Raw genomic sequence first — 13,468 nt, 5'->3', positions numbered from 1 at the left:
TCTGGCGGTCTTGGCCGTCGCACTGGCGGTTGTGGCCACGCTGGCCTGCATTGCCGCGGGGAGGGATGGGCGATGAAATCCGTTCGCCCGCTGGCGGTTCCACCGGTTGCGTATATAGAAAATGCAACTGCAGATGCTGTTGTAGATGTAATTTATCCAGCGATGACATATCGCAAAGGGTACACAGAGTTCAAGGCCGATAATTTACCACGTCAGGGCCGTGTGGAGTATATATCGCCACGTGGGTGGGCCACTCTAATGCTGCTCTCAAATGCGGATACTCGGCCGCTATACCGGGAATCATTCTGGATACTGAAAAGATAGCACGAGGAGGCGAAAATCACGGAGGCTGAGGAGAAAAAAGAGCGGCTGATGAAATATCTGTCGCTGAAAAAAGAAAACGAAAACCGCCGTGAACGCCTGGCACGGATGAAAGCCGGAGCTGAGATTCCATCAGCGCGAGAATACGATGGAAGTCAGCATACAGGGGGCGGCGGTAGCCATATAGCTGTGGCGGTAGAACGATACATAGAGTACGAGAAAGAAATTCGCCCGATTATTGCCGAAAATGAGAAGGAAATCTTTATACTCAAGAACGCTGTGCATGCTTTGAAAGATCCTCTGGAACGTGAGGTTGTACGATTGCGGTACATGGACGGAGATCATTGCAGGCCCACTCCATGGCGAGAGGTTGCATGGGGGATGTACCAAGAAGCGGATGACGCGGCAGTTTATCGAGCGAAAAGAATACACGATAGAGCGATTTCTCATATTGCCCTATAACGCCCTATTTTGCATTATTCACATTGCAAGCTTGCTGGTGTATGATGAAAATGTCGAAAAGCGAGACAAAAGCCGAGCGATTCGATGCGGCGTGGCAGCCGCCCTCCTTATTCTCTCGCCGCCCCGGCAGACGGCGGCACCAGTAGTCTGCTGCCCTTTCAAAGCTCCGGCTTGTTTTCCACCAGGCCGGAGCCTCCCATGGGTGTTCTGCCTGCATGAGGGTGCGGCATCCACCAAACCCATATTTGTATTTCTGCTTTGCAGATTGAGAAAGGACACCGATACGAGTATCGTAAAAAGGGATTCGGTTGACGGCCGGGGAACAGGCCCGGCAGAAGTTCCAAGGCCCGCATGGCAACGTGCGGGCCTTAATCATATATTCCGAGAGAGGTGGTGACGTGTCGAATGAAAAAAATCTTGTTCCATTCACTGAACGAACAGAGAGCGAACAGAGAGCGATCCAACAGAAAGGCGGCATTGCCTCCGGGGCAGCGCGCCGCCGCAAACGGAGCCTGAAAGAGGCAGCGGACGTATACCTTTCCCTGCCCGTCGCAGACCGCCGCCGCTGGAATAAACTGGCGCGCCGCTGTATCGACCCGGAGGATATCGACAATCAAATGGCAATGATCGTAGGGCTGACTGAGGCCGCAACCGCAGGCGATGCGCGAGCGGCAACGGTAATCGTCAAACTGTTGGGCGAGGAAACACCCCGCGAGGATACCGGCGCCGATCAGCTCACCCGCGCCGCGGAACTTCTGGAGGGCATCGATGGCGTTATCGAGTAAGCAAATTGAGTACCTCCAAAGCTGCAGCCACCGCTGGAACATCAAAGTCGGCGCGACGGGCAGCGGCAAAAGCTGGCTGGATTACGCCGTCGTTGTTCCCAAACGTCTGCTGGCACTTCGTGGGCAAGGAGCTGCGGTGATGCTCGGGAACACCCAGGGCACACTTTCCCGCAATATCCTTGACCCAATGCGTGAGATATGGGGCGAGTGCCTTGTTGGTACCATCAGCAGCGATAATACGGCGCTCCTGTTCGGGCGGCGGGTCCATATCCTTGGTGCGGATAATAAAAAACACGTCGCTCGAATCCAGGGCATGACCATCGAATACGCCTATGGCGACGAAATGACTACCTGGAATGAAGAAGTATTCCAGATGCTCAAAAGTCGACTGCGCTGTGGGCACAGCTACTTTGACGGTACGGCCAACCCCGCAGACCCTCACCATTTTGTCAAGCAGTTCATTGACAGTGACGCCGATGTTTACTGCCAAACATCCACCATCGACGATAACCCATTTTTGCCGTCCGAATTTGTGGCGAACCTCAAAACGGAATACGCAGGGACCGTATACTATACACGGTTCATCCTAGGCCAATGGGCGGCTGCAGAAGGCATCATTTACCGCCCATTTGCCGACAGTATTGCATCCAACGATAATCGCTTTCTGTGGCCTGCTGAGCACGAGCTGCGGCCTTTCCGCGTCTACATCGGCGTGGACTTCGGAGGCAACGGTTCACAACATGCCTTTGTGGCGACGGGCGTTCTGCCGGGATACCGCGGTGTTGTGGCGCTCTGCAGCGAACGCATTGCCGCAAAGGGTACAGACGTCGTATTTCTGCAAAAACGCTTTGTACAGTTCGTCGAGGCTGTTTTCATACGCTGGGGGGAAATACACGCCGTTTTCTGCGACAGTGCGGAACAAGTTCTGAAAAACAGCTTGCGCGCCGCTTTGCTGCCGACCCGTTTCCGCTGGCTGGCCGAGCGTGTATATAATGCAAAAAAAATCGAGATCAACGACCGAATACGAACGACTGCAGCCCTTATGGGCGGCGGCCGTTTTTGGTATATGCCGGAGGCCGGCAGCGTCCGTGATGCGCTTTCCACGGCCCTATGGAGCGGGAAACATCCGGGCAAGGATGAGCGTCTTGATGACGGCTCCACAGACGTGGACACATTGGACGGCTTTGAATACACCATCGAACGCGACTATAAACGCTATTTGGGGACGGAAACATGAACATTACGCAATTCATCAAATATCTGAACAAAACCAAAAAATGGGGTATCCAGAGCCAGTATTATTCCTACATCGACGAATGGCGTCAATGGTGGGCCGGATATCACCCGAGCTTTCACCGCATCAACGAATGCGGGCTTGACGGAACACACCATGCGCGGACTATGTACCGCCTTGGAATGCCTAAGCGAGCTTGCGAAGATTGGGCCGCTCTGCTGCTCAACGATAAAACCACCGTGACCGTCACGGACAAAAATACCGCATCCTGGCTTCTGGGTGTTGACGCGCAGCAGACCGGAGGTATCCTGAAAAGCATTGAGTTCTGGTCCAACGCCAACACACTCGTGGAACTGGCATTTCGCTCCGGCACCGGTGCCTTTGTGCTGAGCCTTGAAAACCTTGTCGTCAAGGACGGTATGGCTGTACTTTCACCTGACGCCAAAATCTGCCTGGACTATGACCCGGCTGAATGCATCCTCCCAATCACGATCCGGCATGGACGTATTGTGGATGTCGCCTTTGCATCTGAGGTCACTGTGGGCGGCAAGAGCTGCATTTACTTGCAAACTCACCGGCTTGTCTTACGGGACGGACGACAGCAGTATCAAATCACCAACGAATATTTTACCAGCGAGAACGAGGATACGGAAAACGCCGATTACAAGCCCGCCCCTCTCCCCGCCGGCGTGCTGAAAAGCTTTACTACAGGAAGCAGCGTTCCATGGTTTTCGGTTTTCTCTCCCAATATCGTTAAAAACCTGCCCGGTGGGTCCGGGCTTGGCATGAGCGTATTCTCCGAGGCGCTGGATCAATCCAAACATTGCGATCTGGCTTTTGACAATTACTGCCGGGATCTCTATCTCGGCGGAAAAAAAGTCTTCTACAACAAAGATATGTTCAAAACGGTCATTGACGCGGAAGGCAAGGAACACCGCTTTGCACCCGATGACATTCGCCAACAGCTTTTTGTATCTCCCGGAGGCTTTGACCCTGACGCGGCACCAGATTGGCACGAATACAACCCGGACCTCCGTATCGAAGCGAATAGCCAGGCCGTGCAGGACGCCCTGGACTATTTCAGTTTCAAGGTTGGCCTCGGAACACACCACTATCAATTCAATGCCGGAAATATCGCCACTGCAACACAGTACACCGGAGACCGGCAGGACATGGTACAGCATGCCAACCGCCATCAAATCAAGATTGAAGCGGCGTTGCTGCAAATCCTGCACTCTATCCTGTGGGTGGGCAAAAACCTTGTTGGCGCCGATATCGACCCTGATACGGCTATCACCATCAATTTTGACGACAGCTATATCTCCGATGCGGAGACGCGGCGTCAACGCGATAAGGATGATGCCATGGACGGTTTTATCCCTAAATACCGATACAACATGGAGTGGCGCGGGATGAGTGAGGACGACGCCAAACGGGCCGTGCAGGAGGCGGCAAACGAAACCGACGGCGGCGAAACGCTGGGCTTTGGCGGTGACGGCTGATGCTCACACCGGAATATCTGGACACGTTACCGGATACCCTGGTATCCTTGTGGCAGCGCGTGGAAGACGACATTCTGCGCGATATAGCCAGACGCATTGGAAAGATGGATACTGTAACGGAAACAGCCGCCTGGCAGCTGTGGAGACTGGAGCAAACCCGGGCGCTGCGCACTGATATTGTCCGCTTGCTGGCAAAATACAGCGGCAAAAGCGATACGGAAATCCGACGCCTGCTGCAGGAGGCCGGAACACGGACGCTGGCCAGCGACGATGCACTTTACCAGGCCATGGGGCTTGACCCACCCAACGTAAACACCTCATCCGCACTGCTCAACTTGCTGAACGCCGGATATCGGCAGACGCGGGGAACGTGGCAAAACTTTACCCGCACGACAGCGAATACGGTCACACGACAGTTTGAAAATGCACTCGACCGCGCATGGCTGCAGGTGTCTTCCGGGGCATTTGATTACAAGACAGCCATAAAACGTGCTGTGGATGGACTGTCGCAGGATATGAAATATATCACGTACCCGACAGGCCACAGGGACACACTGGAGGTGGCTGTGCGGCGGGCAGTGCTTACGGGTGTAAACCAGACAGCATGCAAGCTGCAAATAGCCCGGGCTGACGAAATGGGCTGCGGATTTGTGGAAGTGAGCGCACACAGCGGCGCGCGCAGTGATGGCAGCCACGGCCCTCGTGACCACGCCTGGTGGCAAGGCAAAGTATATCATCGCGGCAGCACTGTTGAATACAACGGGGAACGCTACGAGAGCTTTGAAGACGCCACCGGCTACGGCACGGGCGAAGGGTTGTGCGGCTGGAACTGCAGGCACAACTTCCACCCATTCTGGCCGGGCATTTCAGTGCCCAATTATACGCCGGAGCGTCTGGCTGAATTGAATGCACGGAATATCGGGTACAACGGCAAAATGTACACCCGGTACGAGATCAACCAGCAACAACGGGCGCTTGAGCGCCGGGTGCGGGCAGCCAAGAGAAAATACCTGGCTGAAAGTGCGGCAGGCGTAGACGCTACGCAGGCCGCTGTGCAGCTGAAGCACGCCCGCCAGAAGCTGAAAGCCTTTGTGCAGGCCACAGGCGGCCGTGCAGACAGCGCGCGGGAAAGCGTGAGCGGGTTTGGACGGAGCCAGGCGAGCAACGCTTCATGGGCGGCCAGAAAACTGGGAATGGGTGCATCCGCCCTGCAGGCAAAAGATGCGATGCGAACGCAGCTTCCCGCTCTTACCGAGGCGGAGCGGGCGCAGCTTACGCAGTACACGGGGTTTGACGCAACGGCAATTAACAGCGCGATCCGCCACGGGCGAATCAACGCCGCAACACAGGAAAAAATCTCCATTCTGGACAGTGCTCTGGCTAAAGGTACTATTCCGAACAGCATCACGCTGTACCGCGAGACTTCGCTGAGCTTTTTGGAATTTGACAATGGAGCGCAGCCTGATAAAAATACGATTGGAAATTTCATTGGGCAGACAATACCCAATCGCATATTTACTTCGACCAGCTTCCGGCAACTTGGACTACCGGGCCGCGACACAGTGATTGAGTTGCATGTGCCCGCTGGGTATCAGGGTGCTTTGTACATACGAGACCTTGCTCACCCGCAGTACAAGCTGCAGGATGAGGTCCTGTTCGCGCGCGGACTGAAGTACAGACTCCTTTCCGTTGACACGTCCGGTGATAAGGTATATATTAAAGCTGAGGTGATAAAGCCGTGAGCAACGAAGAGAAATTCAGCCCCTCCATGATGAGCCAGGATTGCTGGGGAATTGCTTCCGTACCTATGTGCAATGGCTGTAAGCTGTGGCACCGGGGCAAGCATTCCTGCAAAAAATACCCCCAAAAAATCCCGGAGGGTATCCGATTTGAGGAATACCACGAATGTCCGAATTTTGAGCTGATCGCGCCCGGCGAAATTAACTACAAATCCGTGAAAGCCAACATCGAGCGGCTGAAGAAATAACCGCTTTTGAATTATAAGACGAAACCACCACTCCACTCATGGGCGGTGGTTTTTTCATGCCCAAATTCAATAGCACAAGGCCCACGCCTCGGCGACGGGCCTTTTGTTATGCCCTAACCAGCTGCACGAGGCCGGAGAGGGCTCCATACTACCCCTTGCGCCGGGGATACAATACGCGCCCCGCACATACCGGGACTGGCCGGATAAAAAAGGATGGCGGGTTGAAAGGAGTTTTTATGCTGGAGTGGTTGAAAACCATCCTCGGCGACCACTACACCGAGGACATCGACAAGCAGATCAGCGCCGAGATCGGCAAGGGGTTTGTGGCCCGTGCTGATTTCAACAGCAAAAACGATGAGCTGAAGACCGCGAATGACACGATCAAGGGGTTGCAGGAGGCCGCAAAGAAATTTGACGGCCAGGATGTAGAGGGCCTTAAAAATCAGCTGAGCACGCTGCAGACCAAATACGACACCGATATCGCGGCCGTGCGCAAGGCCAGCGCCATCGACATCGCGCTCGCCAACAGCAAGGCGAAAAACGGCAAGGCCGCACGCGCTTTGCTTGACCTGGACGCTGTAAAGCTGGACGGCGACAAGCTGCTGGGCTTTGACGACCAGCTGGAAGCTCTGAAAAAATCCGACCCGTGGCTGTTTGACGCCACGGATACGAACCCCGGTCAGGACGGCACCGGCGTACACGTCGATACCGGTGCGGAACACGGACAAGGCGGCAGTGCCGAACCGTCTGACGGCGTAACTGCGGCCTTCGCCGCTCTCAATCCTGACCTCAAACTGTAAAAGGAGATTTGAACAATGGCACACGAACTTCAGGACCGTTATTCTAAACTGGTGGACGCGAAGCTGCGCGCGACGCTGGTGAAAAAGGACGGTGTAATTTTCAATAACCGTTACGAAGGCAATCCCAAGGCTGGCAAGGTAAAGGTCCCTGTTCGGGACACCGAAGTAGCCGTGGCGGATTACAGCAAAACCGACGGCGCCGGCGCTACCCATGGCGATACCTCGTACATTGATGTCACCGTTGACAAGGACAAGGCCGTGAATGAGATCATTGACGGTTTTGACGCTGCAGCCGTCCCCGATAACCTGGTTGCTGACCGGCTCGATTCTGCGGCATACAGCATGGCGCTGCAAATCGAAAAGGATGCCACGACCGTGCTGGAGGCTCAGGCAACCACATTCGGTGACACCTCTGCCCTTTCCCCCGAAACCATCTATGGCACAATCGTGGATGTGCGCACTGCCATGAGCAAGGCACATATTCCCAATGACAACCGCCGCTGGCTGCTTGTGTCTCCCGAGACCTATGCGTTGATTCTGAAAAGTCCCGAGTTTGTCAGGGCTACTCAGCTGGGCGACGCGGTAGTCCAGACGGGTGCGCAGGGGCGCATTGCAGGCTTCAATGTCTTCGAGGACACCACCCTTTCTGAAACCACGGATTTCATTGCCGGGCATCCTGATTGGTGTACCCGCGTAAACGAGTGGGGCGTCAACGTTCACCTGCAGGATCTGTCCGGCTCCGGCAAGTATATCGGGGCATCTGCCGTACAGGGCCGCAAAATCTACGCCCACGCCGTCACCAAAAAGAAAGTCCTTCAGATCAAGAAACACGCGTAAGGAGACGTCTATGCTGTACTGTGATTATGACACTTACTCGGCCATGGGTGGTACTATGAGCGCAGAGCAGTATGGCTTGTGGGGGCCGCGTGCATCCCGAAAAATCGACGAGCTGACCCTCGGCCGTGCCGAGGGCCACGCCGCCGATCTTGAAACGGAGCTGGCCGACGCCTGCGCCCAGATGGCTGATGCGATGCTGCAGCAAAGCAATGCGCGCTCACGCAGCGCCGGCGGGCTCCTTACCGCGGCGAGCAATGACGGATACAGCGAAAGCTATGCCGCCGTTGGCGCCGCCGGACGCGCCGCTGCCGGTGCGCTGTATGATATCCTGTCCGATTCTCTTGGCACAGACCCTTACGGGCTGCTGTACCGGGGGTGTTGCTGATGCTTGGCGCCGATAAAACCGTAACTATAACCCATTTCGGCTACGACAGCGATACAGATACCGATGTCGAAATCACGCGCACGCTGAGAGGGTGCAGTTGGTACGGAAAGAACAAAGCGTCTGCCGGTGCAACCGGTCTGCATCCTGTGCGCGTGTATCAATGCCGCATCCCGGAGGAAGCTGTTTCCGGCTCCCCTCTGGAGATCGCTACCGGCGACAAGATCACCTGCGGAGATATCACAGCCACGGTGCTCGACTGGCATGACAACCGCGGCCGTCCATCTCCACACTGGTATGTGGAGGCGAGCTGATGCCTATAGAATTTGACGCAAGCCTGGAATTTGACAGCGCCAGCCTCATTCTTGAGCGCCACGGGCTCGCCCTTGGAGGCCCGGCTCAAACGTTCGTGGACAGTGAAGTCATCCGATACTGTGACCCAAAGGTACCGTTTGAGACCGGCATGCTGAAAGACAGCGCGCTGGCGGCGTCCGTTATCGGGCAGGGAACCATAGTGTACGACACGCCATACGCCAGACGGATGTACTATAACCCTCAGTATAACTTCAATGAAGCGCCCGAACGCGGCGCTTACTGGTTCGAACGGGCCATGACAGAGCATAAGGAGGATATCGTCAGCGGAGTTCAGGCTATCGTAGGAGGTGGCGGTAATGGGTGACGCACTGACGGCTGCACGCACATGGCTGCGTGAATGCCCACTGATAGACAAAAATGACCGATTCAACGTCAATTATCTTGGCGACCGGGCGGTAGAGTACACGCTCACGCTGGCGAGTGAAACTCATAAGGAAGATGTGTGCGGGTACGATATCGCCACGTATAACATGGTGTTTCTGGCCCGTCTGCCGTTCGGAGCTCACATGGGGACCAATATCGCTTCTGCGGAGCTCTTTTCAGGACTTTCCAGATGGATCCGCGCACAAAACCGGACACGCCGATACCCAACAGGCATCGATGGATACCATGTCGAGCGCGTCAGCACATCAAACGCTGGTGTTATCGTTACTGCCGGCGCAAACACCGCAGAATATCAATTACAAATTCAACTGATTTTAGAGGAGGCATAACCATGGCGGATACCGCAGCTGCTATCAATCTTGCGAACGGCCTTAAGGCCGACCGTAAGCTCGAAATGATTTTTGTAAATATGGGGACCGGTGAAACCGAAGAGTGGGAGCTTCTTGGCCGCGGCGTAGAGGATGCAAGCGTAGCATTCAATCACGACACGAACCAGACGACCGACATTCTCGGCATTACCGACACGGAGGTAAGCCCCGCAAAGCCTGAGCTCGACCTTGACCCCTGTACCATCCGCGGTGGGCAGAAACTGAGCGCAAAGCTTCTCGACATCGAGCGCCGCAACGCCATTGCAGAGCTGGGCCAGTTCACCATTCTTCATGTGCACTGCTTTCTCGGCACTGCATCCGCATTCACCGCTGAAAAGCACACCAACTGCACGATCGTACCGCAGAGCCTTGGCGGAAGCACCTATGTCGGCATGCCGATGAACGTGTATCTCAGCAATGAAAAAGTCCTCGGCACAGCTACTGTCGCAAACGGCGTTCCTACTTTCACGCCGACCACCGCAGCATAACAGGAGGGATGCGTAATGGCAATGCTTAAAATTGACCTTGGGCTCAAGAGTTTTGAAGTTTGCGACACCGACGGGAATACCCTCGGCACAATCCATTTTAACCCTTCCGACCCGGGGCTGCTGCCCCGGTGGAAGGACGCCGAGAAGCGCGTGCGCGAATTGGCAAGCACTCCAGAAGGAGAATACGACACGGCGGACGGTCTGGCCATGCTTGACCGCGAGGTGAAAGCGCAAATCGACCATGCTTTCGGCACGCCAGTTTCGGAAGTGTTCTTCCAGCAGGTCAGCAGCCTTGCGATCTGCGAGGACGGCAGCATGGTACTCGACCACGTTCTGCAGGCTGTTGAACCTATTATTCTGGAGGCACAGAAAACTGCACAGGCCAACAGCGAAGCCCGCATTAAAGCGCATACCGGAAAATACGAGGGTAAGGCCATCGGCCTTGCGCCCGAACAGCGGTGAGCGCGTGGAGCCTGCCCACGACCGCGACTGTTGACGGAAAAGAAACGCCCATCCGCTCGGATTTTCGCGCCGTGTTGGATGCACTGGCTGCATTGGATGACCTGGATCTGACAATGCCCGAAAGGGCTGCCGCATGCGTGCGTATACTCTATCCCGAGTGGAAGGATATACAGGATTGGGATGGAGCGTTCAAAGCAGCAATGGAATTTATCAATCTGGGTGAACCCACGCCTGAAAACCAGCCGCCCAAGCCAAAGCTTGTCGACTGGACAAAGGACGCGGGATTGATCGCCCCCGCCATCGATGCGGTGCTCGGATATTCCTGCCGCCGGTGCGATTACCTGCACTGGTGGGAGTTTATCGGAGCATACAGCAGCATCGGGCGGGGGCTTTTTGCTACCGTTGTGGGCATACGAAGCAAACGGATAAAGGGCCAAAAGCTGGAAAAGTACGAGCAGGAATTTGTCCGGGACAACCCGGACCTGATAAGCATTGCACCAACGCTGACCTCGGAGGAGCAGGCATTTTTTGAACGATTGGGGGTGTGAGCATGGCGGACGGAAGAATCGTAATAGACACCAAAATACGCAAAGATCAGGCGTTGAAAGACCTTGCTGTATTGCAAAAAGACGCAAAAAGCACCGCCGCGGAAATAGCTAAGCTCGACCAAAAACTGGCGGCTGCAAAAAGCGATACAAAACTGGCGGACAATCTCCGCCAAGCCCAAAAGGCTGCTGCGGATACCGCTGCGGAGCTTGATAGAGTCAACACAAAGCTGGAAACCGCAAAACAGACAGAACTTGCCAAAATCAAAGCCACACCAGGGTTTCAGAACTTTAAGCCCTCGACGCTCTCAAACATGGCAACAAACAACGCAATGCTCAACAACCCGGAGGCGGTAAAGCAGTCAGAAGCGCTCGCTGCAACGCTTTCGAAACAGGAGGCGGCGGTAAGCGCGGCAAAGGCCGCAGTAGACGCGCATGCACAGAGCACGCAGCATATGGCCGCAGCGCAACAGGTTTTGCGCGAACGGTTGGACGGAATCAATGCCGCAATGGGCGCGCAGCAAATAAAGGCGAGAGCTGCAAGCGCCATGTCGAGCTTTGTGCAGGGTATTTCTTCCTTTGCGGGCAAGGCACACCGCGCTGTCAGCCGACTTTCCGACGGTTTCAAACGCCTTACAGCACGAACCAAGCTGGGTGGAAAGGCAGTGGGACATTTCGGCAGCCGGCTGCGTGAAATTGCGCTCGGTGCATTGATATTTAATGGGATCTCCAAAGCACTGCGCGGCTTCGTGACCGGAATGAACAATGCGCTCACGAAATCCGGCGCATTTACATCTGCCCTTTCCAACCTCAAGGGAGCCGCCCTGAATGCTGCTGCGCCGCTCGTCTCAGCGCTCACTCCAGCCCTGACCGCTATTGCAAATGCCGCAGCAATCGCGCTGTCGTACATCGGCAGGCTATTCGCATTTTTCAGCGGGAAAAGCATTGCAAGCCTGAAATCCACTGCGAAGGCCATGGGCGGAGTGGCCGCCGGTACAAATGCCGCAAAAAAAGCGCTGGCCGGTTTCGACACTATCAACACGTTGGATACCAGTTCCGGTTCTGGTGGTGGCAGCGCATCACCGCCAAGCCTTGCTTACGAGGCAAGCAATCCGTTCCTCGACAGCCTGACGGATGCCATCAAGGGCGGCGATTGGGCCGGAGCCGGTACAATGCTTGCGGACAAGCTCAACAGTATTATTGCCGGCTGGGACGCCTATGGCTGGGGGCAGAAACTGGGCGGGATGCTGCAGAACGGGATATCGTTTGCATTCAGCTTTCTCACCACATTCGATTGGAATGGGCTCGGGGCCAAGCTGGCCGGCTTTGTCAACGGCCTTCTGAACCAGGTGGACGGCGCACAGCTTGGCGCACTCTTCGCATCAAAATTCACGATTGCGATACGTACACTCGGCACTTTTCTCGCGAACCTCGATTGGGCAATGTTGGGCGCACAGATAAGCAGTTTTGCGATCGGCTTTATCGATGCTCTTGCAGAGGCTATTCAAAGTGTGGATTGGGGAAAAATCGGAGAAGGGATATTGGATATGCTCGAGACCATTGATTGGGCTGGCCTTCTGCGTTCCCTCGGCGGCCTCATTGAGCCGCTGCTGCCATCACTACTGATGGGGTTGGTGATTTTTTCCAGCCTACAGCTGCTCCGTATGTTCGGCGCCCAACTTCTGCCCATGCTGCTGTCTGGGCTTGGCTCCTGCATCAGCACTCTTTTCACAAGCATATTGCCCCATGTCGTCTCCGGCATAGGCACGCTGCTCTCTACCATCGTTGCGGCTATTGGTTTGTGGCCGACAATCCTGCTTGGGCTCGTCATCCTCTTCATTGCCGTTATCGCCAAATGGGGTGACCAGATACAGGCGAAACTGCAGGAGATCGATGCATTTCTGCAAAATATCTTCGTGACTGACTGGAGCCAAAGCTTTGGCATCCTGGGCAATCTGCTGAACGCGTTTTTTGCGAACGTAAAAAACATTTGGAACAGCATCAAACTGATATTCGATGGCATCATCGACTTTATCCGCGGCGTGTTTACGGGAGACTGGGAACGCGCATGGAAAGGAGTCAAAGAAATCTTTGCCGGTATCTTTGGTGCTCTAAAGGCCATCGCACTCGCACCCATTAATGCAATTATAGGAATCCTGAATGGTCTGATCGACTCCATCAACTGGGTCATTGAGAAGGTCAACGGCATATCGTTCACAAACCCGTTTACCGGGAACACGATAGGCTTTAACTTCCCGAGTATCGGAAAAATCCCCTACCTTGCCCAGGGCGCGGTCATTCCGCCGAATCGTGAGTTTATGGCCGTTCTGGGCGACCAGAGCAGCGGCACCAACATCGAAGCCCCGCTGGAGACCATCAAGCAGGCACTGTCCGAAGTGATGACGCAGCAGGGCGGCGGAGATATCACCATCAAATTCACCGGAGACCTTGCCCAGCTGGCAAGAGTGCTGCACCCGGTCATTGAACGTGAGCAGCACCGCAGAGGAACGAGACTTGTAAAGGGGGTAGTGTGAGG

General features: G+C 55.2%; 16 protein-coding genes. All 16 read left to right on the top strand.

Annotated elements, in window-relative coordinates:
• Positions 1–372: 372 nt before the first annotated feature.
• Positions 373–783: a hypothetical protein gene (locus tag TQ39_RS03025; protein WP_050004506.1), complete on the top strand. Its 411-nt coding sequence runs from the start codon at positions 373–375 to the stop codon at positions 781–783.
• 398 nt (positions 784–1,181) lie between these two features.
• The gene (locus tag TQ39_RS03020; protein ID WP_156146161.1) at positions 1,182–1,568 is read left to right on the top strand and encodes a hypothetical protein; all 387 of its coding nucleotides are present in this window, start codon (positions 1,182–1,184) and stop codon (positions 1,566–1,568) included.
• Entirely contained in the window at positions 1,552–2,805 is a 1,254-nt protein-coding gene (locus TQ39_RS03015; RefSeq protein ID WP_050004504.1) for a phage terminase large subunit, read from the top strand. The genes TQ39_RS03020 and TQ39_RS03015 overlap by 17 nt, the downstream gene beginning before the upstream one ends.
• Positions 2,802–4,304 (top strand): hypothetical protein, encoded by a 1,503-nt coding sequence (locus tag TQ39_RS03010; RefSeq protein ID WP_050004503.1) that lies wholly within the window; start codon positions 2,802–2,804, stop codon positions 4,302–4,304. The genes TQ39_RS03015 and TQ39_RS03010 overlap by 4 nt, the downstream gene beginning before the upstream one ends.
• On the top strand, positions 4,304–6,046 hold the full coding sequence (locus TQ39_RS03005) for a phage minor capsid protein (RefSeq protein WP_050004502.1): 1,743 nt from the start codon (positions 4,304–4,306) through the stop codon (positions 6,044–6,046). Before TQ39_RS03010 ends, TQ39_RS03005 begins: the two co-directional genes overlap by 1 nt.
• Positions 6,043–6,291 (top strand): hypothetical protein, encoded by a 249-nt coding sequence (locus TQ39_RS03000; protein WP_050004501.1) that lies wholly within the window; start codon positions 6,043–6,045, stop codon positions 6,289–6,291. The genes TQ39_RS03005 and TQ39_RS03000 overlap by 4 nt, the downstream gene beginning before the upstream one ends.
• 236 nt (positions 6,292–6,527) lie before the next feature.
• Positions 6,528–7,091 (top strand): phage scaffolding protein, encoded by a 564-nt coding sequence (locus TQ39_RS02995; protein ID WP_050004500.1) that lies wholly within the window; start codon positions 6,528–6,530, stop codon positions 7,089–7,091.
• A gap of 15 nt (positions 7,092–7,106) precedes the next feature.
• Complete coding sequence (locus tag TQ39_RS02990; protein ID WP_050004499.1) at positions 7,107–7,928, top strand: hypothetical protein; 822 nt, start codon at positions 7,107–7,109, stop codon at positions 7,926–7,928.
• A gap of 10 nt (positions 7,929–7,938) precedes the next feature.
• On the top strand, positions 7,939–8,313 hold the full coding sequence (locus TQ39_RS02985) for a head-tail connector protein (protein ID WP_050004498.1): 375 nt from the start codon (positions 7,939–7,941) through the stop codon (positions 8,311–8,313).
• Positions 8,313–8,624: a DUF6751 family protein gene (locus TQ39_RS02980; RefSeq protein WP_050004497.1), complete on the top strand. Its 312-nt coding sequence runs from the start codon at positions 8,313–8,315 to the stop codon at positions 8,622–8,624. The genes TQ39_RS02985 and TQ39_RS02980 overlap by 1 nt, the downstream gene beginning before the upstream one ends.
• Entirely contained in the window at positions 8,624–8,989 is a 366-nt protein-coding gene (locus TQ39_RS02975) for a minor capsid protein (RefSeq protein WP_050004496.1), read from the top strand. The genes TQ39_RS02980 and TQ39_RS02975 overlap by 1 nt, the downstream gene beginning before the upstream one ends.
• Entirely contained in the window at positions 8,982–9,398 is a 417-nt protein-coding gene (locus TQ39_RS02970) for a hypothetical protein (RefSeq protein ID WP_050004495.1), read from the top strand. Before TQ39_RS02975 ends, TQ39_RS02970 begins: the two co-directional genes overlap by 8 nt.
• A gap of 80 nt (positions 9,399–9,478) precedes the next feature.
• A complete protein-coding gene (locus tag TQ39_RS02965) occupies positions 9,479–9,925 on the top strand; it encodes a hypothetical protein (RefSeq protein ID WP_156146159.1) in 447 nt (148 codons plus the stop codon).
• A 15-nt stretch (positions 9,926–9,940) separates the two neighbouring features.
• Positions 9,941–10,387, top strand: coding sequence for a hypothetical protein (locus TQ39_RS02960; RefSeq protein WP_050004493.1), 447 nt, complete (start codon positions 9,941–9,943; stop codon positions 10,385–10,387).
• Complete coding sequence (locus TQ39_RS02955; protein WP_050004492.1) at positions 10,384–10,935, top strand: Gp15 family bacteriophage protein; 552 nt, start codon at positions 10,384–10,386, stop codon at positions 10,933–10,935. Before TQ39_RS02960 ends, TQ39_RS02955 begins: the two co-directional genes overlap by 4 nt.
• Before the next feature lie 2 nt (positions 10,936–10,937).
• Positions 10,938–13,466: a phage tail protein gene (locus TQ39_RS02950; protein ID WP_050004491.1), complete on the top strand. Its 2,529-nt coding sequence runs from the start codon at positions 10,938–10,940 to the stop codon at positions 13,464–13,466.
• Positions 13,467–13,468 lie beyond the last annotated feature (2 nt).

The organism is Ruthenibacterium lactatiformans, assembly GCF_000949455.1.
Classification (GTDB): Bacteria; Bacillota; Clostridia; order Oscillospirales; family Ruminococcaceae; genus Ruthenibacterium; species Ruthenibacterium lactatiformans.
The sequence above is the reverse complement of the archived record's forward strand: the minus strand, read 5'-3'. Positions and strand labels throughout refer to the sequence as shown.

Bases quoted from the DNA above. Each gene is read 5' to 3' on its own strand.
- TQ39_RS03025 (WP_050004506.1), top strand. From the start codon at position 373: ATGAAATATCTGTCGCTGAAAAAAGAAAACGAAAACCGCCGTGAACGC.
- TQ39_RS03015 (WP_050004504.1), top strand. From the start codon at position 1,552: ATGGCGTTATCGAGTAAGCAAATTGAGTACCTCCAAAGCTGCAGCCAC.
- TQ39_RS03010 (WP_050004503.1), top strand. From the start codon at position 2,802: ATGAACATTACGCAATTCATCAAATATCTGAACAAAACCAAAAAATGG.
- TQ39_RS03005 (WP_050004502.1), top strand. From the start codon at position 4,304: ATGCTCACACCGGAATATCTGGACACGTTACCGGATACCCTGGTATCC.
- TQ39_RS02995 (WP_050004500.1), top strand. From the start codon at position 6,528: ATGCTGGAGTGGTTGAAAACCATCCTCGGCGACCACTACACCGAGGAC.
- TQ39_RS02990 (WP_050004499.1), top strand. From the start codon at position 7,107: ATGGCACACGAACTTCAGGACCGTTATTCTAAACTGGTGGACGCGAAG.
- TQ39_RS02985 (WP_050004498.1), top strand. From the start codon at position 7,939: ATGCTGTACTGTGATTATGACACTTACTCGGCCATGGGTGGTACTATG.
- TQ39_RS02980 (WP_050004497.1), top strand. From the start codon at position 8,313: ATGCTTGGCGCCGATAAAACCGTAACTATAACCCATTTCGGCTACGAC.
- TQ39_RS02975 (WP_050004496.1), top strand. From the start codon at position 8,624: ATGCCTATAGAATTTGACGCAAGCCTGGAATTTGACAGCGCCAGCCTC.
- TQ39_RS02970 (WP_050004495.1), top strand. From the start codon at position 8,982: ATGGGTGACGCACTGACGGCTGCACGCACATGGCTGCGTGAATGCCCA.
- TQ39_RS02965 (WP_156146159.1), top strand. From the start codon at position 9,479: ATGGGGACCGGTGAAACCGAAGAGTGGGAGCTTCTTGGCCGCGGCGTA.
- TQ39_RS02960 (WP_050004493.1), top strand. From the start codon at position 9,941: ATGGCAATGCTTAAAATTGACCTTGGGCTCAAGAGTTTTGAAGTTTGC.
- TQ39_RS02950 (WP_050004491.1), top strand. From the start codon at position 10,938: ATGGCGGACGGAAGAATCGTAATAGACACCAAAATACGCAAAGATCAG.